We start from the raw sequence: 23,149 nt of genomic DNA on the forward strand, positions 1-23,149 counted from the left end.
AACCCGGAAGCTAAGCCTCACAGCGCCGATGGTACTGCAGGGGGGACCCTGTGGGAGAGTAGGACGCCGCCGAACAATTCTTCCGAAAAGCCCCTTCCCATCCGGGAAGGGGCTTTTTGCGTTACCCTCTGCCAATGCAGAACCTGACCCTGACCTGGCAGTCCGCCGGGGCCGCCGCCGTCGGTCTCCATGCGGGCGCGTACGCCGCGGCGAAGGGACGGAAGCCGGCGCTGTCCGCGCTGCTGCGGGAGGCCGGCACGCTGTTGGCACTGTTCGCGCTCTGGCAGCTGGTCGGGCACCTGTCGGTGATGAGTACGGACCACGCGCTGGACCGTGCGAGCTGGATCCACCACACCGAGCAGGTGATCGGGCTGCCGGACGAGGCCTCCTGGCAGAAGGCGGTCACGCCCTACCCGGTGCTGGTGAGGCTGGCGAACTACTACTACGCGGTCATGCACTTCGCCGTGATGCTCGTCGTCCTGCTCTGGGTGTTCGTACGGCACCGCGAGCGCTACGCGTGGGTGCGCAACACGGTGGTGATCACGACCGCGGTCTGTCTGCTGGTGCAGTTCATCCCGGTGGCGCCGCCGCGGATGCTGCCGGAGAGCGGCTTCGTCGACGTGGCCGCCCAGTACGGGCAGTCGGTGTACGGCGGCGCGGTCGGCGGTGTGGTGGTGGCCGACCAGCTGTCGGCGATGCCCTCGGTGCACGTCGCCTGGTGCGTGCTGGCGGCGGTCGCGGTGATCCGGGTGTCAGGCAGTTCACTGCGATGGGTGATGGTGCTGCATCCGGTGCTGACGGTGGCGGTGGTCGTGGTGACGGCCAACCACTTCTGGTCGGACGGCATCGTGGCTGTGGCGATCCTGCTCCTCGCCTACTCCGTGCTGGCGTTGGTGGCACGCCGACGGGGCCGGGTCTCCGCCGGGGCGGAGGTCCGGCCCCGCGGCACCGCCGAGGAGCGGCTGGAGCAGGTCACCTGAGCGGCAGGGCGACCTTCCCCCAGGCGCCGTTGCTCAGCAGGGAGGTGGCCCAGTACCAGGCGGCGAGCCCGGAGACGGCCGCGATCCAGCCGGCGGCCTTGCCCAGCCCGCCGTAGCCGCCGAAGGTGGCGATGGCGGAGAGCAGCAGGGAGACCGTCAGCAGGCCGTAGACGACGCGGCTGAGCAGGCCCGCGCCCCAGCTCGCGGCGGTGAGGGTGAGGGCGAGCAGGGCCCAGAGCAGCAGGAAGAGGCCGGCGGCGTTCTTGCCGGCCCCGCCGGCCGCGGACCAGGTCGCCCAGAAGGCGCCGAGGCTGGTGAAGGCGGTTCCGGTGAAGCCCTCGCCGCCGCGGAGCTGCCAGAGGCCCGCGATGAAGAGGGTGACGCCGCCGAGCAGATGGGCGAGGTGGGCCGCGCTCCCGACGCCGGCGCCGTGCAGGACGCCGGTGGAGAGCAGGCCGTAGGCGAGCAGTGTCAGGCCGAGCGCGAGGTAGCCGAGGTTACCCGCGTCGGCGCCGGTGGATCGGGCGTTCGTTGCCCCGGTAGCGTCGTTGCTCACCGGAGGCTCCTTTCACTCTGGGCGCGCGCAGGGCGCGGTGACGCCGTGGTGTCGTCAGGAGGAGTGGAGGCGGGTGGAGATGAGCGGATGCGCGCGACCGCGCCGAGGGCGCACGGCGGTGAGCGTGCGCGGGCCGCGGTCGGAGGTGATGGGCCGTCGGACGTGCCGGGCCTGCGGAGAGCCCGCTGGTCGCGTCCCCGGCCGGGGGAATTCCCGGTGAGATCGGTCTACCCGACCCGGCCCGCTTGTACCATTGTGAATATAACAATTTGTGACTGCGTCAGTACGGCATGAGCCGCGGGGGCCTCACGCCTTGCGCTGGGTGGGCACCCGCAGGGTCAGGATCGCCATGTCGTCCGACGGCGGCTCCGGGGCGAAGCGCTCGACCGCGCGCTGCACCCGTGCCGCGACCGCGCCGGCGGTCAGGCCGGTGCAGCCGGTGAGCACCTCGGCGAGGCCGTCGTCGCCCAGCATCCGGCGGCCCTCGCGGCGTTCGGTGACCCCGTCGGTGACGCAGAGCAGGACCTCGCCGGGGGCGAGCACCAGGTGTTCGGCGGTGAGGTCGAGGTCGTCCATGACGCCGAGCAGCGGCTGCGGGGTGGCGGCGCGGTCGACCTGGCCGTCGGTGCGCAGCCGCAGCGGCAGCGGGTGGCCGGCGCAGACCAGGGAGAGTTCGGTGCTGCCGTCCGGGCGGGGCGTCAGCTCGCCGTAGAGCAGGGTGAGGAAGCGGCTGCGCGCGCCCTCGTCCAGGATGGCCGCGTTGAGGCGGCGCAGCACCTGCGGGGCGTCCAGGCCCTCGCGGGCGAGCAGCCGCAGCGAGTGCCGGGCCAGGCCGGTGACCGAGGCGGCCTCGGGGCCGGTGCCGCAGACGTCGCCGATGGCGAAGCCGTAGGTGCCCTCGCGGATGGTGAACAGGTCGTAGAAGTCGCCGCCGACCTCGTTGCCCTCGCCGGCCGCCTGGTAGTAGACGTCCACCTCGACGCCGGGGATCTCCGGCAGGTCCGGCGGGAGCAGGCTGCGCTGGAGGGCCTGGCTGGTGGCGGTGCGCTCGGAGTAGAGGCGCGAGTTGTCCAGGGCGAGGGCGGCCCGGCGGGAGAGGTCCTCGGCGAGTTCGAGGATCTCCTGGCGGAACCGGACGCCGGCCGGGACGCCGAGCGCCAGCAGGCCGATCACGCGGTTGCGGGCGGTCAGCGCGAGGACGACGGTCTCGCCGAGCAGACCGGCGAGTTCCGGGCCGTCGGTGAGGCCGCCGGCCTCGGCGGTGTCGGCGGGGGCCGTCCAGAACCGGACGCCGTGGGTGGGGCCGGTCTCCGGGACGGGGGTCTTGTCGAGCAGGTCGCGCAGCGGGTCGATGCGGTCCTCGTCCTCGTGCAGGACGAAGGCGAGCCGGGCCGGGGAGGAGTGGTCGGCGGTGGTGTAGACGGCGCACCAGGAGGCGAGGGTGGGGACGGCCATCTGGGCCATCAGGGCGAGGGTCTGCTCGTGTTCGAGGGTGCCGGCCAGCAGGTCGGAGGCCTCGACCAGGAAGGAGAGCGAGCCGCGGCGGAGCCGTTCGAGCTCGGTCAGCCGGGTGCTCTCGACGGCGAGGGCGACCCGGTCGGCGGCGAACTGGAGGCGCAGCGCGTCCTCGTTGTCGTAGCGGCCCGGCAAGGCGGCGGCGATGCCGAGCGAGCCGATCAGCCGGCCCTCGACCTTGAGCGGGACGGTGATCAGGGAGCGCATGCCGCTGTCGGAGAGCAGCGGCAGGCCGGTGGGCCGGGCGGAGAGGTCCTCGTGGACGGAGGGCAGCCGGGCGGAGTCGTAGCGGTTGCCGGTCCCGACCGGGAAGCGGGCGTGCCGGCGGTGTCCGGCGGTGAGGCCGGTGGCGGCGCGGACCTCGAACTCGGCCTCGTCGTCGGTGGTGAGCAGCAGGTACGCGGCGTCGCCGTCGAGCAGGTCGCGGGCGCGTTCGACGGTGCGCTGGAGCAGGGTGTCGAGGTCGTCGGTGGCGACCGGACCGGCCAGCAGGTCGAGCCGGGGGCCGGCCTGCTCGGGGCGCTCGCCGGGCAGGGCGCGGGCGGGGGAGCGCAGCACCGCTCTGTCGGGTTCGAGGACGAGCAGACAGAGCGTGGAGGGGACGCCCTCGGTGTCGCGCAGCCGGACCTGGACGCCGTACACCTCGACCTCGCGGCCGTCCTGGCGGCGGATGCCGTAGCCGCCCTCCCAGCGGGCCATCCGCAGGGTGTCGGTCAGGCCCAGGCCGCGGGCCGCGGGCTGCGGCCAGACCGCGAGGTCGGCCCAGGGGCGGCCGAGGACGGCGGCGGCGGGGTACTGGAAGAGCGCCTCGGCGTCCGGGTTCCAGGCCAGCACCCGGCCGTCGTCGTCGAGTTGGACGACGGCGACGTGCACCGGTCCGGGGCCGCTGGGCAGGTCGCTGCCGGGGGTGGCGGGAACGGCGTAGCGGGTGCCGAGCACGTGTGCGGGCAGGGTGAGGCGGAACCAGACGGTCTTGCGGCCGGCCGCGTACTCGACGCCCCACCGTTCGGCGAGGGCGGAGCACATCAGCAGGCCGCGGCCGCCCTCGCCGTCCGGGTCGGCGTAGCGGTCGGAGTCGGTGACCGGACCGTCGCCGAGCGAGGGCAGGCCGCGCTCGGGGTGGTGGTCGGTGACCTCGATCCGGACGCTCTCCTCCTCGCGCAGGCAGCAGACCTCCGCGGCGGTGCCGGCGTGCACGACGGCGTTGGTGACGAGCTCGCTGACCAGCACGACCGCGTCGTCGACGACCTCGGGCAGGCCCCAGCCGAGCAGCGCGTCCCGGACGAAGCCCCGCGCGGCGGCCGCGGACCGGCCGTCGGGGTCGAAGGTGGCGGCTGCGCGCGCGGTGACCACGTTGCCACTTCTCCTCTGCTGCTCTTGCCCTGGCTGTCCGGGGTGCGGCGCCGAATCCCCGTGCGCGCCGTCGGGGTGATCGGCGGCGCTGGGTCGGGTCGTGGCCCGGTGCAGCGCTCCACCCTACTTTCCGCTTGGTTCCCCGTGGGGGCGGGGAGTCGAAACAGGCACCAGAGGGTGATTCTGCCCACCCTGTTTCGGACGGTGCGGTACCAACCGAGCGCAACCGGCCGTGCACCCGGTGCCAGTGCTGCCAGACTGGGGGGTCCGCGACGGCCGGTGCGAGCAGTACGGTCGTGTGGGTGCCGGCGCGTCGAGGGCCGCCGGTACGCAGCCCAGCCGGGTCGGTGCCCGGGTGCGTGCCGCACCGGCACGGTCGGTCACCGGACAGTTCACGATGTGGGAGGGGCCCGTTGAGTTCGGCCACCAAGGACGCAACCGGAACGACGCCGCCCGCCTCGCGCGGTGGGCGCCCCGGGGCCGTGCCGCGGAACGCGGCCGGCCGTCGGGCGAGCCACAACCGTGGCGCGGAGCCCGCCGAGCTGCGCAAGCTGCTGTCGGCGCTGACCGCGATGCGGGACGGCAACTTCCGCCGCCGGCTGACCGTCCCGGGGGACGGGCCGCTGGCCGAGATCGCGGCGGTGTTCAACGAGGTCGCCGAGCGCAACCAGCACCTGACCGGTGAACTGGCGCGGGTGCGGCGGGCGGTGGGCCGCGAGGGCCGGCTGAACGAGCGGCTGGAGACCGGCGCGGGCGAGGGCGCCTGGATGGCGGCGGTCGACAACTGCAACGCGCTGATCGACGACCTGGCCCGTCCGATGGCCGAGGTGGGCCGGGTGCTCACGTCGATCGCCGAGGGCGACCTGGACCAGAAGATGGAGCTGCGCTCGCTGCACAGCAACGGGGTGAGCCACCCGCTGCGCGGCGAGTACCTGAAGATCGGGCGGACCGTCAACGGGCTGGTGGACCAGCTCTCCGAGTTCACCGACGAGGTGACCCGGGTGGCCCGCGAGGTCGGCACCGAGGGCAAGCTCGGCGGCCAGGCCAAGGTCCGCAGCGTGTCCGGCAGTTGGAAGGACCTGGCGGACTCGGTCAACACCATGGCGGGCCGGCTGACCGCCCAGGTGCGCAACATCGCCCAGGTGACCACGGCGGTGGCCAAGGGCGACCTCTCCCGCAAGGTCACCGTCGAGGTGGCCGGCGAGATGCTGGAGCTGAAGAACACCGTCAACACGATGGTGGACCAGCTGAACGGATTCGCCGCCCAGGTCACCGCGGTGGCCAGGGACGTGGGGACGGAGGGCCGGCTCGGCGGTCAGGCCCAGGTGCCGGGCGTGGCCGGGGTCTGGCGGGACCTGACCGACTCGGTGAACTTCATGGCCGACAACCTGACCGGCCAGGTGCGCAACATCGCCCAGGTGACCACGGCGGTGGCGCGCGGGGACCTCTCGCAGAAGATCGAGGTCGACGCGCGCGGCGAGATGCTGGAGCTGAAGAACACCGTCAACACGATGGTCGACCAGCTCTCCGGCTTCGCCGAGCAGGTGACCAGGGTGGCCCGCCAGGTGGGCACCGAGGGACGGCTCGGCGGTCAGGCGCAGGTGCCCTGGGCGGCCGGGGTCTGGCGGGACCTGACCGACAACGTCAACTTCATGGCGAACAACCTCACCGATCAGGTGCGCAACATCGCCCAGGTGACGACCGCGGTCGCCAAGGGCGACCTGTCGCAGAAGATCCAGGTGGACGCGCGCGGGGAGATCCTGGAGCTGAAGAACACCATCAACACGATGGTGGACCAGCTGGGCGCCTTCGCGGACGAGGTCACCCGGGTCGCCCGGGACGTCGGCACCGAGGGCATCCTCGGCGGCCAGGCCAGCGTGCCCGGCGTGGCCGGGATCTGGAAGGACCTGACCAACTCCGTCAACCTGATGGCCAACAACCTGACCAGCCAGGTCCGGAACATCGCCGAGGTGACCACCGCGGTGGCCCGCGGCGACGTCTCCAAGAAGATCACCGTCGACGCCCGGGGCGAGATCCTGGAGCTGGTGACCACCGTCAACACCATGGTCGACCAGCTGTCGGCGTTCGCCGACGAGGTGACCAGGGTCGCCCGCGAGGTGGGCACCGAGGGCATCCTGGGCGGCCAGGCCCGGGTGCGCGGGGTGTCGGGCATCTGGAAGGACCTGACCGACAACGTCAACTTCATGGCGTCGAACCTGACCGGACAGGTGCGCAACATCGCCGAGGTCGCCGGTGCGGTGGCGCGTGGGGACCTCTCCAAGAAGATCGCCGTCGACGCGCAGGGCGAGGTGGCGGCGCTCGCCGCGACCCTCAACACCATGGTCGACCAGCTGTCCTCCTTCGCGGTGGAGGTCACCAGGGTGGCCCGCGAGGTCGGCACCGACGGCACCCTGGGCGGCCAGGCGAGCGTGCCGGGCGTGGCCGGGATCTGGAAGGACCTGACCGACAACGTCAACCAGATGGCCAACAACCTCACCGGTCAGGTGCGGAACATCGCGCTGGTGATCACCGCGGTGGCCCGCGGCGACCTCTCGCAGAAGATCGACGTCGACGCGCGCGGCGAGATCCTCCAGCTCAAGACGAACATCAACACCATGGTCGACCAGCTCTCGGCCTTCGCGGACGAGGTCACCCGGGTGGCCCGCGAGGTGGGCACCGACGGACGGCTCGGCGGCCAGGCCCGGGTGCCCGGCGTGGACGGCACCTGGCAGGACCTCACCGAGTCGGTGAACGAGCTGGCCAACAACCTGACCCGGCAGGTGCGCGCGATCGCCCAGGTCGCCACCGCGGTCACCAGGGGCGACCTGAGCCTGCGGATCGACGTGGACGCCGCGGGCGAGCTCGACGAGCTCAAGGACAACATCAACCAGATGATCGCCAACCTGCGCGAGACCACCCGCACCAACCAGGAGCAGGACTGGCTCAAGACCAACCTGGCCCGGATCTCCGGCCTGCTCCAGGGCCGCCGGGACCTGGAGGCGGTCGCCTCGCTGATCATGACCGAGCTGACCCCGGTGGTCTCCGCCCAGCACGGCGCCTTCTTCCTCGCCCAGCCGGCCGGCCGCACCGCCGAGCTGATCACCGAGGACGACGACGAGAACGACACCGTGCTGCGCCTGATCGGCAGCTACGGCTACCAGCGGCGGGCGATGCCGACCACCTTCCGGCCCGGCGAGTCGCTGATCGGCCAGGCCGCGGTGGAGAAGCGGGCGATCATCCTCAAGGAGGCGCCGCCCGGGTACCTGAAGATCGCCTCCGGGCTCGGCGAGGCCTCCCCGGCCCACATCGTGGTGCTTCCGGTGCAGTTCGAGGGCCGGCTGCTGGGCGTGATCGAGCTGGCCACCTTCAGTTCCTTCACCACCGTCGCGCTGGACTTCCTGAACCAGATCGCCGACCTGATCGGCGTCACCGTCAACACCATCAGCGTCAACACCAAGACCGAGGGCCTGCTGTTGGAGTCCCAGCGGCTGACCGCCGAACTCTCGATGCGGTCCGCCGAGTTGGAGGCCCGCCAGGAGGAACTGGAGCGCACCAACGAGGAGTTGCAGGAGAAGGCCGAGCAACTCGCCCAGCAGAACCGCGACATCGAGATCAAGAACGGCGAGATCGAGGAGGCCCGGCAGGTCCTGGAGGAGCGGGCCGAGCAGCTCGCCCTGGCCTCCCGGTACAAGAGCGAGTTCCTCGCCAACATGTCGCACGAGCTGCGCACCCCGCTCAACTCGCTGCTGATCCTGGCCAAGCTGCTCTCCGACAACAACGAGGGCAACCTCTCGCCCAAGCAGGTCGAGTTCGCCGACACCATCCACGGCGCGGGCTCCGACCTGCTCCAGCTGATCAACGACATCCTCGACCTGTCCAAGGTCGAGGCCGGCAAGATGGACGTCCGCCCGGCCCGGATCGCCCTGGTCCAGCTGGTCGACTACGTCGAGGCGACCTTCCAGCCGGTCGCGCTGGACAAGAACCTGGACTTCGCCGTCCGGGTCTCGCCCGCCCTGCCGGTCACCCTGCACACCGACGAGCAGCGGCTCCAGCAGGTGCTGCGCAACCTGATCTCCAACGCGGTGAAGTTCACCGACTCCGGAGCCGTCGACTTCTCGATCCGCCCGGCGGGCGCGGAGGTCCCGCAGCACGTGCGCGAGCGGCTGCTGGAGTCCGGCTCGATCAAGGGCCCGGACGACGATCTGATCGCCTTCGCGGTCTCCGACACCGGCATCGGCATCCCCGGCAACAAGCTGCGGGAGATCTTCGAGGCCTTCAAGCAGGCCGACGGCACCACCAGCCGCAAGTACGGCGGCACCGGCCTCGGCCTGTCCATCAGCCGCGAGATCGCCCGGCTGCTCGGCGGCGAGATCCACGCCGAGAGCGAGCTGGGCAAGGGCTCCACGTTCACGCTCTACCTGCCGCTGCGCACCGAGGCCCCGGAGACCGTCGGCGAGCCGCGCCAGGGCGCGCCGAACGGCCTGACGCCGCGTGCCTCGGTCGGGGTGACCCCGGTGGGCCTGCCGGTGCCGGTCGGCGAGAACCCGGCCGACCACTGGGCCCAGGAGGTCCGCGAGCTGGCCGAGGAACGCCGCCGGGGCGCGCTGGAGCGCCGCCGCAGCGCCGCCCTGGAGAGCGCTGCCGGACCGCGGACGATGGAGCCCGCCCCGCCCCGCCCGGTCGACGGGGGCCGCCGCTTCGACGGCCAGCAGGTGCTGATCGTGGACGACGACGTCCGCAACGTGTTCGCCCTCACCAGCGTGCTGGAGCAGCACGGCCTGACCGTCCTGTACGCGGAGAACGGCCGCGAGGGCATCGAGATGCTGGAGCAGCACGAGAGCGTGGCGCTGGTCCTGATGGACATCATGATGCCGGAGATGGACGGCTACGCGACCACCGAGGCGATCCGCCGGATGCCCCAGTTCGCCGGCCTGCCGATCATCGCGCTGACCGCCAAGGCGATGAAGGGCGACCGGGAGAAGTCGCTGCAGGCGGGCGCCACCGACCACATCACCAAGCCGGTGGAGACCGACCACCTGCTGTCGGTCATGCACGAGTGGTTGAGCGGGAACCGCGCGTGATCGCGAAGGGAGGAGTGAACCCCGGGCCGGGCCCCGGGGTTCACTCCGGCCGGGCGGTCGGTTTGCTGGCGGTCAGGCCCGGGAACCGGGTAGGGTCACCGATCGTTGCGAACAGTGACCGGACGGCGACACGCTGCTGAGCGTGCGCCGGAGCACTGGCAGCGCGCCGCTCCGGATCGGTCACGACGGGGCGATGTGCCGGGCGAGGGGGTGCGGCTAGCATGACCGGGGTAGCGGTGGGCAGTACGCGGGTGCCTGCACCGGGCGGCAGGCAGGCGACAGGAGGGCGAGCCCTGATGCAGAAGGCCAAGATCCTCCTGGTCGACGACCGACCGGAGAACCTGCTGGCGCTGGAGGCGATCCTCTCGGCCCTGGACCAGACACTGGTCCGCGCGGCCTCCGGTGAGGAGGCGCTGAAGGCGCTGCTCACCGACGACTTCGCGGTGATCCTGCTGGACGTCCAGATGCCGGGGATGGACGGCTTCGAGACCGCCGCCCACATCAAGCGCCGCGAGCGCACCCGGGACATCCCGATCATCTTCCTGACCGCGATCAACCACGGCCCGCACCACACCTTCCGCGGCTACGCGGCCGGCGCGGTGGACTACATCTCCAAGCCCTTCGACCCGTGGGTGCTGCGCGCCAAGGTCTCCGTCTTCGTCGACCTGTACGCGAAGAACTGCCAGCTGAAGGAGCAGGCGGCGCTGCTGCGCCTGCAGCTGGAGGAGGGCGGCGACGGGCAGGCCCTCGGCGGCGCGCTGCTGGGCGAGCTGTCCGCGCGGCTGGCGGCGGTCGAGGAGCAGGCCGAGGCGCTCGGCAAGCAGCTGGACGGCGGCGAGGACGCCGGGGTGGCCGCCACCGCCGCGCACCTGGAGCGCAAGCTCGCGGGGCTGCGCCGGGCCCTGGACGCGATGCGCCCGGGCAGTTCCTGATCCCTGCCGCCGGTTCACCCGTCCGGGTGGTCGTGATGCGGCGACCGGGTGAATCCCGGTCAGGGTGACGGTGTGTCTGCGACACGTCCGGGCGCCCGGGCTCGGGCACATGTGCACTGGTCGCCCGCCCCGGTAGGCTGCTGACCCATGGCCACTCGCACGCCCGGGAACGCAGCACGTAAGACGAGTCCGGGACCGTCCAAGAAGGCCGCGGCGAAGGCACCGGGCAAGCCGCCCGCGAAGAAGGCGGCGGCGAAGAAGGCGGCTCCCGCGAAGCGGACGGCGGCCAAGTCGGCCCCGCCCGCCCCGAAGCCGTCCAGGTCGGTGCTGATGGGTGCGCTCAACGCGCTGGGCAGCCCGATCGCCGCGATCTTCCGGGGCTTCGGCGACGGTGCCAAGAACCTGCACCCGGACCACCGCAAGGACGGCGTGGGCCTGCTGCTGTTCGCGCTCGCGCTGGTGACCGCGGCCGGCACCTGGTTCACCCCGCAGGGCTGGCTGGGCGAGGGCGCCACCGCCGTGGTGTCCGGGCTGTTCGGCCGGCTCGACGTGCTGGTGCCGTTCCTGTTGGCCGCGATGGCGATCCGGCTCTGGCGCCACCCGGAGCTGCCGGAGGCCAACGGACGGATCATGATCGGGCTGAGCGCGCTGCTGGTCGGCGTCCTCGGCCTGGTCCACATCGGCTGCGGCGCGCCCATGATGGGCAGCGGCGCCTCCCGGATACGGGCGGCCGGCGGGATCATCGGCTGGGCCGTGTCCACCCCGATGATGGCCGCCGCCGGGCCGGCGCTCGCGGTGCCGCTGCTCCTGCTGCTGGCGTTCTTCGGCCTGCTGGTGGTCACCGCCACCCCGATCAACCGGATCGGCGAGCGGGTGCGGGGGATCGGCATACGGCTCGGCGTGGTCGAGCCCAGGCCCGAGGACGAGCTGCACTGGGGGCGCACGCCGGAGCGCGAGCCGTCCACCGACCCGCCGGAGGACGCCGACCCCGACGCGCTGCCGTTCACCGTGGACACGGACGGCGACGACCCCTCGGACGAGGTGGCCGCCCGCCGTCGCCGCCGCCGGCGCAAGCAGACCGAGGAGCCGGAGGACGCCGAGCGGATCTCCCTGGACAAGGAGCCGCTGGACCCGTACGCCACCCGCGACCTCGCCGCCGGCGCGGCCGCCGACCTGGACGGCGCGCTGGTCTACGGCGTGCCCGCCTCCTCCGCGGTGGCGGACATGATGCACCAGGTGCAGGACCGCACCGCCCCGCCGGAGGAGCCCGCCGTCCCGGCCGCCCGCAGCGGCGGCCCGGGCGCGCCCGAGGAGCACGGCGCGGCGCCGGTGCGGATGGAGCAGCTCCAGCTCGGCGAGGGCATCACCTACGCCCTGCCCTCGCTGGACCTGCTGGAGCGCGGCGGCCCGGCCAAGGCCCGCAGCGCCCTCAACGACGAGGTGGTCGCCCAGCTCACCGGCACCTTCTCCGAGTTCAAGGTGGACGCCAAGGTCACCGGCTTCACCCGGGGCCCGACGGTCACCCGCTACGAGGTCGAGCTCGGCCCGGCCGTCAAGGTGGAGCGGATCACCGCGCTCGCCAAGAACATCGCGTACGCGGTGGCCAGCCCGGACGTGCGGATCATCAGCCCGATCCCGGGCAAGTCCGCGGTCGGCATCGAGATCCCCAACCGGGACCGCGAGATGGTCAACCTCGGCGACCTGCTGCGCTCGCGCACGGCCGCCGAGGACACCCACCCGATGGTCGTCGGCATGGGCAAGGACGTCGAGGGCCACACGGTGATGGCCAACCTCGCCAAGATGCCGCACATCCTGGTGGCCGGCGCGACCGGTGCGGGCAAGTCGTCCTGCATCAACTGCCTGATCACCTCGATCCTCGCCCGGGCCACCCCGGACGAGGTGCGGATGGTGCTGGTCGACCCCAAGCGGGTCGAGCTGACCGCGTACGAGGGCATCCCGCACCTGATCACGCCGATCATCACCAACCCCAAGAAGGCCGCCGAGGCCCTCCAGTGGGTGGTGCGCGAGATGGACATGCGCTACGACGACCTCGCGGCGTTCGGCTTCCGGCACGTGGACGACTTCAACGCGGCGGTGCGGGCCGGCAAGGTCACCCCGCCGCTGGGCAGCGAGCGCGAGCTGACGCCGTACCCGTACCTGCTGGTGATCGTCGACGAGCTGGCCGACCTGATGATGGTCGCGCCGCGCGACGTCGAGGACTCGGTGGTCCGGATCACCCAGCTGGCCCGCGCGGCCGGCATCCACCTGGTGCTCGCCACCCAGCGGCCCTCGGTGGACGTGGTCACCGGCCTGATCAAGGCCAACGTGCCGTCCCGGCTGGCCTTCGCGACCTCCGCGATGGCCGACTCCCGGGTCATCCTGGACCAGCCCGGCGCGGAGAAGCTGATCGGCAAGGGCGACGCGCTCTTCCTGCCGATGGGCGCGAGCAAGCCGATCCGCATGCAGGGCGCGTTCGTCACCGAGGCGGAGATCGCCAGGGTGGTGCAGCACTGCAAGGACCAGCTGACCGCCGTCTACCGGGACGACGTGACGGTCGGGGGCGGGCCGAAGAAGGAGATCGACGAGGAGATCGGCGACGACCTGGACCTGCTGATCCAGGCGGCCGAGCTGGTGGTCTCCACCCAGTTCGGCTCGACCTCGATGCTCCAGCGCAAGCTCCGGGTCGGCTTCGCCAAGGCCGGCCGGCTGATGGACCTGATGGAGTCGCGCGGCATCGTCGGCCCGAGCGAGGGCTCCAAGGCCCGCGACGTGCTGGTCAAGCCGGACGAGCTGGACGGGGTGCTGATCACCCTTCGGGGTTGACGGGCCGGGCCGTGCGGGGCCAGGACCGTGTCCTGACCCAGGTGTCACTCGTTCGGAGGAGGGTAGGCGCCGTGAGGGGAACCGAACGTCCGTACGTCGCGTCACACGGCGGAAAGCGGACGACGGGTTCCCCTCGCGGCTCTGCTGACGGCTCGTCAGCGGAGTGTCGGACCCCGGTCGGACAGGGCGCGCGCATTCGGGCCCGTTCCGCTTGAGAAACGATCCGCCCACGCCCCTAGACTGTTCCCCAGCAGGTGGCCATCCGCTCGAAAGGCGTGCCCCGTGACCATCGGCAAGTCCCCCGACCGCGAGAACGCCACGTCGTCCGTCGAGCCGACCGACGACGCGGTGCAGGCGGCCGATGCCCCGAGCATCGGCCGGGTGCTGTCCACCGCCCGGATCGACGCGGGGCTCACGGTGGACCAGGTGAGTACCGCCACCCGGGTGCGGGTGCCGATCGTCCATGCCATCGAGGGGGACGACTTCGCCCGCTGCGGCGGCGACTTCTACGCCCGCGGGCACATCCGGCTGATCGCCCGGGTGGTCGGCCTGGACGGCGAGGAACTGGTCGCCCGGTACGACGCCGCGCACGGCGGCTCGCCCGCCGACAAGCGCCCGGCGACCCAGCTGATCGACAGCGGCCCGATCAGGGTGCCCCGCCGCGGCCGGCCGAACTGGGCGGCCGCGATGGTCGCCGCGATCGTCGCCGTGGTCGCGCTGATCGGCTTCAACCTGGTCAGCGGCAAGGGCGGGCACGGTACCACCGGCTCGGCCAGCGCGCCGCTGCCCAGCGGTTCCGGGACCGGCTCGCTGGCCCCCGAGTCCACGCCCGCCGTCCAGCCGCCGGCGCCCGCGCCGAGCGCCGCCGCGATCGCCGCCGTCCCGGCCGACAAGGTCACCGTGAAGCTGGTCGCCGAGGGCACCAGCTGGGTCTCGGCGATGGACGGCAACGGCAAGTCGCTGTTCCAGAACAACATCAGCAACGGCCAGGACCAGACCTTCACCGACCCCAAGCAGATCAAGCTGGTGCTCGGCAACGGCGGGGCCGTGCACGCGTACGTCAACGGGAAGGACCTCGGTCTCCTCGGCAAGGACGGGCAGGTGGTGCACGTCACGTACACCCCCGGAGACCCGCAGGCTGGCTGACCACAGGGGTCGGAACGCCCACTGATGATCAGCTGATCCGAGGCGCGCGGCCTCCGGGGCGAACGGCACCGGAGCCCGCGCGTTAATCTTGGCCCTATGCCTGAACGCCGTACTGTCGCCCTTGTCACGCTCGGATGCGCCCGCAACGAGGTGGATTCCGAGGAACTCGCCGGGCGACTGGAAGCCGACGGCTGGTTGCTCGTCGACGACGCCGCCGAAGCGGACGTCGCCGTGGTCAACACCTGCGGCTTCGTCGAGGCCGCCAAGAAGGACTCCGTCGACGCCCTGCTGGAGGCCAACGACCTCAAGGGGCACGGCCGCACCCAGGCCGTCGTCGCGGTCGGCTGCATGGCCGAGCGGTACGGCAAGGAGCTCGCCGACGCCCTGCCCGAGGCGGACGGCGTCCTCGGCTTCGACGACTACACCAACATCTCCGACCGCCTGCAGACCATCCTCTCCGGCGGCCACCACGCCCCGCACCTGCCGCGCGACCGCCGCAAGCTGCTGCCGATCAGCCCGGCCGAGCGGCAGTCCGCCGCCGAGGCCGTCGCCCTGCCCGGCCACGGCACCGAGGCCGCCGCCGAGCCGATCGCCGACCTGCCCGACGGCCTCGCCCCCGCCTCCGGCCCGCGCACCCTGCGCAAGCGGCTGGACGACAGCCCGGTCGCCTCGGTCAAGCTCGCCTCCGGCTGCGACCGCCGCTGCTCGTTCTGCGCCATCCCGGCCTTCCGCGGCTCCTTCATCTCCCGCCGGCCCTCCGACGTGCTGAACGAGGCCCAGTGGCTGGCCGGGCAGGGCGTGCGCGAGATCGTCCTGGTGAGCGAGAACAACACCTCGTACGGCAAGGACCTCGGCGACATCCGGCTGCTGGAGACGCTGCTCGGCGAGATCGCCGCGATCGAGGGCGTCGAGCGGGTCCGGGTCTCCTACCTCCAGCCGGCCGAGATGCGCCCCGGCCTGATCGACTCGATGACCGGGACCGCCGACGTGGTGCCCTACTTCGACCTGTCCTTCCAGCACTCGGCACCCGCCGTGCTGCGCCGGATGCGGCGCTTCGGCTCCACCGACCAGTTCCTGGAACTGCTGGGGACCATCCGCGACAAGGCCCCGCAGGCCGGCGCCCGGTCCAACTTCATCGTCGGCTTCCCCGGCGAGACCGAGGAGGACTTCGCCGAGCTGGAGCGCTTCGTCACGCACGCCGGGCTGGACGCGATCGGCGTCTTCGGCTACTCGGACGAGGACGGCACCGAGGCCGCGACCTACGACGGCAAGCTCGCCGAGGACGTGGTCGCCGACCGGCTGGACCGGCTGAGCCGACTGGCCGAGGAGATGACCGCCCAGCGGGCCGAGCAGCGGATCGGCACCGAGGTCGAGGTGCTGATCGAGTCGATCGAGGACGGCGTGGTCGAGGGCCGCTCCGCCCACCAGGCCCCGGAGACCGACGGCCTGACCACCCTCACCGGTGTCGAGGCCCCCGAGATCGGCCGGTTCTGGCGGGCCAGGGTCGTCGCCAGCGAGGGCGTCGACCTGATCGCCGAGGCGCTGGAGCAGGTGCGGTCGCCCAAGACCTCGGGAGTCGGGGAATGACCAAGGGGCCCGGCGCCCCGGCCGCGGCCCACCCGGGCAGACCGGTGGCCGCGGTGCCGTCGACCCCGGGGGTCTGGAACATCGCCAACGTGCTCACGATGGTCCGGGTGCTGCTGGTGCCGGTCTTCGTGGCGCTGCTGTTCGCCGACGGCGGGCACGACCCCAAGTGGCGCTCGGTCGCCTGGGCCTCGTTCGCGATCGCGATGATCACCGACCTGTTCGACGGTGAACTGGCCCGGCGCAAGGGCCTGGTCACCGACTTCGGGAAGATCGCCGACCCGATCGCCGACAAGGCGATCATGGGCTCGGCGCTGATCGGCCTCTCGCTGCTCGGCGACCTGCCCTGGTGGGTCACCGCGGTGATCCTGGCCCGCGAACTCGGCATCACGCTGATGCGGTTCTGGGTGATCCGCTACGGGGTCATCCCGGCCAGCCGCGGCGGCAAGCTCAAGACGCTGACCCAGGGCACGGCGGTCGGCATGTACGTACTGGCCCTGACCGGCTGGCTGGCCACCGGGCGGGCCGTGCTGATGGGGCTGGCGGTGCTGCTGACCGTCGGCACCGCGCTGGACTACATCGGGCAGGCGCTGCGACTGCGCCGCGAGGGACTGGCCGCGGCGCAGTCGGGCCGCTGAGCGACGGGGGAGCTGGGAGGCGGAGCGGGACGCGGTGGAGCGGGACTTCCGGCTGGCCGAGCGGGCGCACGCCGCGCTGCGCGCCGAGGGCGGCACGCTGGCCGTCGCCGAGTCGCTGACCGGGGGTCTGCTGGCCGCGGCGCTGGTGGACGTCCCCGGGGCGTCCGCGACCTTCCGGGGCTCGGTCACCGCGTACGCGACCGAGCTGAAGGCCTCGGTGCTCGGGGTGGACGAGGGCCTGCTGGACGTGTACGGGCCGGTCCACCCGGTGGTGGCCCGGCAGATGGCAGAGGGCGTGCGCGGGCTGCTGGGCGCGACGTACGGGCTCGCGACGACCGGGGTGGCCGGGCCCGACCCGCAGGACGGGCAGCCGGTCGGCACCGTACACCTGGCGGTCGCCGGCCCGGGGGGAACTCTGGTCAGTTCGCCCCTGCTGTCGGGCGGTCGTGCCACAATCCGTCACGGGGCGGTGACCGCCGCGCTGGAGCTGCTGGTCGATCGCTTCGCACGCCAGGAGCCCTAGGGGAGGGCTCCACCGGAGCGGGACCCGCCGGTCCGGCGCGCGGGTACGGGACAGCTGGAGGATCGTGTTACATCCAACACCCTGGTTGGGCAGAAACCAGGTGGCGAACGAGTTGCATGACGGTGGCGGGGCGGGTCGCGACGGGTACCACGACGGACCCGCGAACCCGGATGCGACACCGGAACAAGGAGGGGGACGGCCTTGCAGCCCAGAGTGAACACGACCAGGGTCCCCGCACGCGAAGCGGGCAAGGCGGTACGGTGGGGTCGTGACATCTCGATCCGCAGTCCGAGGAGGGAGGCACCGATGATCCTGCTCCGTCGCCTACTGGGCGATGTACTGCGTCGGCAGCGCCAGCGCCAGGGCCGCACACTCCGCGAGGTGTCGGCGGCCGCCAGGGTTTCGCTCGGGTACCTCTCCGAGGTCGAGCGGGGACAGAAGGAGGCCTCCTCGGAGCTGCTCTCCGCCATCTGCGACGCGCTCGACGTCCGGATGTCCGAGGTCATGCGCGAGGTCAGCGACGAACTGTCGCTCGCCGAACTTGCGGCGATGGCCACCCTCTCCGAAGGTGATCTGCTGAGGCCGGTACTCGAACCGGTTCCGCTGCCCGCCCCCGGCACCGACCGGGCGAACCTCTCGCCCAAGGCCGCCGCGATGGACGTGGTCGCCGCCTGATCCCGGCCTCGACTCCCGGGCGCCCCTGCCCGGGGCGAGCGAAGGGAGGGCGGTCGTGCGAACAGACACGCAGACGCGCCCGACGGCCCGAATACGGGCCCGGGCGCCGCTGTTCCTCCGGGGACGGCGTCCGGTGCGGTGGGTGCTGACGGTCTCGGTGGCCGGGCTCGCCTGGTGGCTCCTGGTGGTCCGGGGGCAGCTGACCGACGGTGCGGTGCTGGGGCTGCTCGCGGCCGGCGGCTGGGGGCTCGGTCTCATCCCGGTTCACGCCGACTGGAACGCGACCGGACCGTCCCGGCGCCCGCGCGCGGAGCCGGTGGGACCGGTGGAGGCGCAGCCGCCGCCGATCGGGTGATTCGACGTGGCCGGGGGCCGCGGGGTTCTCGACCCCGCGGCCCCCGGCCTTTTCCGTGCCCCGCTGCTTCGTCGGTTCAGGGGCGCAGCCGCAGGCCACGTGGGGTGGCGTGGAAGCCGGCCTCCTCCAGGGCGCGGCCGAGGGCCGAACCCAGGGCGGGCTCGCCGTTGGTCCGCTCGACCGTGACGCTGCCCAGGGCGCCCTCCCGGACGGCGGCCGCGAGCGCCCCGGCCGCCAACGCCCGGGTGGCCTCGTCCTCGGGCCAGGCCAGCAGGGACTTCCCGCCGCGCTCGACGTACAGCGCCAGCTCGCCGTCCACCAGGACCACCAGGGCGCCCGCCTTGCGGCCCGGGCGGTGGGCCGTGGACTCCCTGCCGCCGGGGGCGGTGGGCGGTTCGGGCCAGGGCAGGGCGGCGCCGTAGGCGTTGGCCGGATCGGCGGCGGCCAGCACCAGCGTCTGCGGCGGCTCGCCGGCCGGGGCGGCCGGCCACTCGGCGGCCCGGGTCCGCTCCAGCCGGCCGTTCACCGAGCGCAGCCGGTCGGCCGCGCCCTCCATGGCGAACTGGGCGCCGCCCAGGCCCTCGACGAAGTACCCCCGGCGGGCCCGGCCGCGCTCCTCCATCGCGGCGAGCACCCGGTAGACCCCGGCGAAGCCGCCGGGCACCCGTTCGGCCGCCACCGTGCCCCGGGTGAGCAGGCCGTGCCGGTCCAGCAGGTTCTGTGCCTGGGCGGTGGCCCGGACCGTCGGGTCGGCGGCGAAGGCGGGCAGCAGCGACCAGCGCCCGGCCACCGTCGGCGGGCCGCTGCGCAGGGCGCCGCCGACCCGGCCGAAGGCACGGCCGGCACCGCCGTAGCGGCCGCGCGGGGTGGACCGGGGCGCCCGGTGGGCGGTGGCGCCCGCCGTCCGGCCCGAACCCAGCAGGGCGCGCAGCGGGGCGAGGGTGTCGTTGGTGACGTAGCCCGCCCAGACGAGGTCCCAGAGCGCCTCGACGACCTCCGGCTCGGCGGTCTCCTCCGGGAGCTGCTGGACGAGTTGGCGGAAGAACAGGCCGTAGCCGCCGGCCAGCGCGGACATCAGGGCGCTGTGCACCGGGGTGAGCGTGGGCGGCACGGGCTCGGGGCGCAGCAGGTGGGCGTTCTCGGCGAGGTGCAGGCTGAGCCAGCCGTCCTTGCCGGGCAGGGCGCCGGCCCCGCACCAGCCGACCTCGCCGGCCGCCATCAACTCGTCCAGCAGCCCGGGCGCGTAGTCGGTGAGCCGGGCCGGGAGGATCAGCTTCTCCAGCGCGGAGGCGGGCAGGGCGGTGCCCTGGAGCTGTTCGACCACGCGCAGCAGGCCGTCCGGGCCGCGCAGCCGGTGGCCGGCCAGGTGCTGCCACTGCGGCAGGAAGGCGGCCAGGGCGCGCGGCGGGACCGGTTCGACCTCCTGGCGCAGAGCGGCCAGCGAGCGGCGGCGCAGCCGGCGCAGGACCTCGGCGTCGCACCACTCGGGGGCGGTGTGCTCAAGAGGGGCAGCGCGAAGCGCTTCCGGCGATGGGTGCTGGCGGGCGGCGGGTGGGAGGAACTGGCCCTGGACCAGGCGGCCGGCGGCGGTCAGGCGGTGCAGGGTGCCGGTGACCACGGCGGTGCCGAGGCCGTAGCGGGCGGCGGCCTCGGCGGCGGTGAACGGGCCGTGGGTGCGGGCGTGGCGGGCGATCAGATCGCTCAGTGGGTCCTTGACCGGCTCGGTGAAGGCCTCCGGGACGCCGACCGGCAGCGGGGTGCCCAGCGCGTCGCGCAGCCGTCCGGCGTCCTCGATCGCGGCCCAGCGCTGCTCGCCGGCGATCCGGACCTGGATCACCCGGCGGGCCGCCTCCAGCTCCAGGGCCCAGAGCGGCTCGGCGCCGCGGAGGGTCAACTCGGCCTCGGAGAGCGGGCCGAGCAGGCGCAGGGCGTCGGCGACGCCCTCGGCGTCCCTGATCCGGCGTTCGGGGGTGAGGCGCTGGAGCTCGGCCTCCAGCTCGATGAGCACCTGGGGGTCGAGCAGTTCGCTCAGCTCGGCCTGGCCGAGGAGTTCGGACAGCAGCCGGGAGTCGAGCGAGAGGGCGGCGGCGCGGCGCTCGGCGAGCGGGGAGTCCCCCTCGTAGAGGAACTGGGCGACGTAGCCGAACAGCAGCGAGCGGGCGAAGGGCGAGGGCTCCGGGGTGGTGACCTCGACCAGGCGGACGGCGCGGGACTCCAGATCGCCCATCAGCTCGACCAGGCCGGGCACGTCGAAGACGTCCTGAAGGCACTCCCGGACGGCCTCCAGGACGATCGGGAACGAGCCGTACTCGGAGGCGACTTCGAGCAGCTGGGCGGCGCGCTGGCGCTGCTGCCAGAGCGGGGTGCGGCGGCCGGGGCTGCGGCGGGGGAGCAGCAGGGCGCGGCCGGCGCACTCCCGGAAGCGGGAGGCGAACAGGGCGGAGCCGCCGACCTGGTCGGTGACCAGCTGCTCGATCTCGCCGGGGTCGAACAGGGCGGCGTCGGCGCCGACCGGGGCCTCGTCCCGGCCCGACTCGTCCGAGGGACCGCCGAACCGGCTCGACGGCTCCGCGGGGCCGGCGAAGTCGAAGTCGAGGGCCAGCAGGTCGGCGTCGGGCAGGCGGAGCACGATGCCGTCGTCGGCGTGCATGACCTGGGGGTCCAGGCCGTGCTTCTCACGCAGCCGGGCACCGAGGGCGAGCGCCCAGGGGGCGTGCACCTGGGCGCCGAAGGGGGAGTGGATGACGATCCGCCAGTCGCCGAGTTCGTCCCGGAAGCGCTCGACCACGATGGTGCGGTCGTCCGGGAGGTGGCCGCAGGCGGCGCGCTGTTCGGCCAGGTAGTCCAGCAGGTTGGCGGCGGCCCAGTCGTCCAGGCCGGCCTGTCTGAGGCGCTCGGTGGCGGCCTCGGGCCGCAGGGTGCCCAGTTCGCGGGTGAAGGCGCCGAGGGCGCGGCCGAGTTCGAGCGGACGGCCGAGGGCGTCGCCCTTCCAGAACGGGAGCCGGCCGGGGACGCCGGGGGCGGGGGCGACCAGCACCTTGTCGTGGGTGATCTCCTCGATCCGCCAGGAGGTGGTGCCGAGGGTGAACACGTCGCCGACGCGGGACTCGTAGACCATCTCCTCGTCGAGCTCTCCGACGCGGCCGCCGCCCTTCTTCCCCGTTTTCGAATCGGATGCAGTGGTTCCGGCGATGAAGACGCCGAACAGGCCGCGGTCGGGGATGGTGCCGCCGGAGGTGACGGCCAGGCGCTGGGCGCCGGGGCGGCCGGTCACCGTCCCGGCCACCCGGTCCCAGACCAGGCGGGGGCGCAACTCGGCGAAGGCGTCCGAGGGGTAGCGGCCCGCCAGCATGTCGAGCACGGCGTCGAAGGCGGACTGCGGGAGGGACGCGAAGGGGGCGGCCCGACGGACCACGGCGAGCAGGTCGTCCACCGGCCAGGCGTCCAGGGCCGTCATCGCGACCAACTGCTGGGCGAGCACGTCCAGCGGGTTGCGCGGGATGCGCAGCGCCTCGATCCGGCCGGCCCGCATCCGTTCGGTGACCACGGCGGACTGCACGAGGTCCCCCCGGTACTTGGGGAAGAAGACGCCGGTGGAGACGGCGCCGACCTGGTGGCCGGCCCGGCCGACCCGCTGCAGGCCGGAGGCGACCGAGGGCGGGGACTCGACCTGGACGACCAGCTCGACGGCGCCCATGTCGATGCCCAGCTCCAGGCTGGAGGTGGCGACCACGGCGGGCAGCCGGCCGGCCTTCAACTCCTCCTCGACGAGCGACCGCTGCTCCTTGGACACGGAGCCGTGGTGGGCTCGGGCGATGACCGGGGGCGCGCCCCCGGCCGCGCCCGAGCCGCCCATCAGCTCGGCCGGGGCGTGCGCCCCGGGGATCGCGGTGCCGGTGGCGCGCTCGTGGGCGATCTCGTTCAGCCGGTTGCACAGCCGCTCGGCCAGCCGGCGGGAGTTGGCGAACACGATGGTCGAGCGGTGCGACTCGACCAGGTCGACGATCCGCTCCTCGACGTGCGGCCAGATGGAGGCTTGTCGCTGCGGGTCGCCGCCGGCGGCGGTGCCGGGGTTGCCGCCGGTGGCCGGGGCGGCGGGCAGGTCGTCCAGGTCGGGGACGGGGACGACCACCGAGAGGTCGAACTCCTTGGTGGCGGCGGGCTGGACCACGGTGGCGCCGCGCCGGGGGCTGAGGAAGCGGGCCACCTCCTCGACCGGGCGGACCGTCGCGGACAGGCCGATCCGGCGGGCCGGGCGGTCCAGCAGTTCGTCCAGCCGCTCCAGGCTGAGGGCGAGGTGCGCGCCGCGCTTGGTGCCGGCGACGGCGTGCACCTCGTCCAGGATCACGGTGTCCACTCCGCGCAGGGCCTCCCGGGAGGCGGAGGTGAGCAGCAGGAACAGCGACTCGGGGGTGGTGATCAGGATGTCCGGCGGGTGGGTGGCGAAGCGGCGGCGGTCGGCGGCCGGGGTGTCGCCGGAGCGGATGGCGACCTGGACCTCGGGCTCGGGCAGGCCGAGCCGGACGGCGGCCTGGCGCAGGCCGGCCAGGGGGGCGCGCAGGTTCCGTTCGACGTCCACCGCGAGGGCCTTGAGCGGGGAGACGTAGAGGACCCGGCAGCGGTGCCTGGGCTCGGCGGGGGGAGGGGTGTTGCTGAGGCGGTCGAGGGCGGAGAGGAAGGCGGCCAGCGTCTTGCCGGAGCCGGTGGGGGCGACGACCAGGACGTCCGTCTCCCGCTGGATGGCCTGCCAGGCCTCGGCCTGGGCGCTGGTGGGGGCGGAGAAGGCACCGGTGAACCAGGCCCGGGTGGCCGGGGCGAAGCCGGCCAGGGGGTCGGGGGTGGACGGGGTCGGGTGCTGGGGCGCCATGCCCCCATGGTGCCGGGTGGGACTGACATGCGGGGGTGCGGCGGGACGGGGACGAGAGGGGTGCAAGCCGGGGAGCGAAAGTGATGATCCGCTCATATGGTGAGGAATCGGATGCTTGATC

At 73.2% G+C, this 23,149-nt stretch carries 13 protein-coding genes and 1 rRNA gene; 11 read left to right on the forward strand and 3 right to left on the reverse strand.

What is annotated here, in order from left to right:
- Together rrf and ACGF13_RS36485 are read left to right on the forward strand one after the other, a co-directional pair.
- Positions 1 to 75, forward strand: a 5S ribosomal RNA gene (gene rrf / locus ACGF13_RS36480); the annotation flags it as partial.
- Positions 76 to 134: 59 nt separating this feature from the next.
- Positions 135 to 980: a phosphatase PAP2 family protein gene (locus tag ACGF13_RS36485; protein WP_392883597.1), complete on the forward strand. Its 846-nt coding sequence runs from the start codon at positions 135 to 137 to the stop codon at positions 978 to 980.
- Here ACGF13_RS36485 and ACGF13_RS36490 read toward each other — a convergent pair.
- The gene (locus ACGF13_RS36490; RefSeq protein ID WP_392883599.1) at positions 973 to 1,536 is read right to left on the reverse strand and encodes a GPR1/FUN34/YaaH family transporter; all 564 of its coding nucleotides are present in this window, start codon (positions 1,534 to 1,536) and stop codon (positions 973 to 975) included. The two genes, ACGF13_RS36485 and ACGF13_RS36490, sit on opposite strands and share 8 nt — an antisense overlap.
- Positions 1,537 to 1,842: 306 nt before the next feature.
- Positions 1,843 to 4,404 (reverse strand): SpoIIE family protein phosphatase, encoded by a 2,562-nt coding sequence (locus ACGF13_RS36495; RefSeq protein WP_392883600.1) that lies wholly within the window; start codon positions 4,402 to 4,404, stop codon positions 1,843 to 1,845.
- A gap of 572 nt (positions 4,405 to 4,976) precedes the next feature.
- On the opposite strand from ACGF13_RS36495, the gene ACGF13_RS36500 reads away from it, so the two are divergent.
- From ACGF13_RS36500 to ACGF13_RS36540, 9 genes are all read left to right on the forward strand, one after another.
- Positions 4,977 to 9,485: a HAMP domain-containing protein gene (locus ACGF13_RS36500; protein WP_392883743.1), complete on the forward strand. Its 4,509-nt coding sequence runs from the start codon at positions 4,977 to 4,979 to the stop codon at positions 9,483 to 9,485.
- A 293-nt stretch (positions 9,486 to 9,778) separates the two neighbouring features.
- Positions 9,779 to 10,417: a two-component system response regulator gene (locus tag ACGF13_RS36505; RefSeq protein WP_392883744.1), complete on the forward strand. Its 639-nt coding sequence runs from the start codon at positions 9,779 to 9,781 to the stop codon at positions 10,415 to 10,417.
- A gap of 147 nt (positions 10,418 to 10,564) precedes the next feature.
- Complete coding sequence (locus ACGF13_RS36510) at positions 10,565 to 13,240, forward strand: DNA translocase FtsK (RefSeq protein ID WP_392883602.1); 2,676 nt, start codon at positions 10,565 to 10,567, stop codon at positions 13,238 to 13,240.
- 282 nt (positions 13,241 to 13,522) lie between these two features.
- The gene (locus ACGF13_RS36515; protein WP_392883604.1) at positions 13,523 to 14,386 is read left to right on the forward strand and encodes a helix-turn-helix domain-containing protein; all 864 of its coding nucleotides are present in this window, start codon (positions 13,523 to 13,525) and stop codon (positions 14,384 to 14,386) included.
- A gap of 96 nt (positions 14,387 to 14,482) precedes the next feature.
- A complete protein-coding gene (gene rimO / locus ACGF13_RS36520; protein ID WP_392883606.1) occupies positions 14,483 to 15,973 on the forward strand; it encodes a 30S ribosomal protein S12 methylthiotransferase RimO in 1,491 nt (496 codons plus the stop codon).
- Entirely contained in the window at positions 15,970 to 16,608 is a 639-nt protein-coding gene (gene pgsA / locus ACGF13_RS36525) for a CDP-diacylglycerol--glycerol-3-phosphate 3-phosphatidyltransferase (RefSeq protein ID WP_392883608.1), read from the forward strand. Before rimO ends, pgsA begins: the two co-directional genes overlap by 4 nt.
- Before the next feature lie 34 nt (positions 16,609 to 16,642).
- Complete coding sequence (locus ACGF13_RS36530) at positions 16,643 to 17,131, forward strand: CinA family protein (RefSeq protein ID WP_392883609.1); 489 nt, start codon at positions 16,643 to 16,645, stop codon at positions 17,129 to 17,131.
- Between the two features lie 306 nt (positions 17,132 to 17,437).
- The gene (locus tag ACGF13_RS36535; RefSeq protein WP_350739875.1) at positions 17,438 to 17,806 is read left to right on the forward strand and encodes a helix-turn-helix transcriptional regulator; all 369 of its coding nucleotides are present in this window, start codon (positions 17,438 to 17,440) and stop codon (positions 17,804 to 17,806) included.
- A gap of 55 nt (positions 17,807 to 17,861) precedes the next feature.
- Positions 17,862 to 18,161, forward strand: a complete 300-nt coding sequence (locus ACGF13_RS36540) for a hypothetical protein (RefSeq protein ID WP_392883611.1) — start codon at positions 17,862 to 17,864, stop codon at positions 18,159 to 18,161.
- Positions 18,162 to 18,237: 76 nt separating this feature from the next.
- Here ACGF13_RS36540 and ACGF13_RS36545 read toward each other — a convergent pair whose 3' ends face one another.
- On the reverse strand, positions 18,238 to 23,028 hold the full coding sequence (locus tag ACGF13_RS36545; protein ID WP_392883613.1) for a DEAD/DEAH box helicase: 4,791 nt from the start codon (positions 23,026 to 23,028) through the stop codon (positions 18,238 to 18,240).
- Positions 23,029 to 23,149 lie beyond the last annotated feature (121 nt).

The sequence above is a fragment of the Kitasatospora sp. NPDC048286 genome, assembly GCF_043201735.1.
GTDB lineage: Bacteria > Actinomycetota > Actinomycetes > Streptomycetales > Streptomycetaceae > Kitasatospora.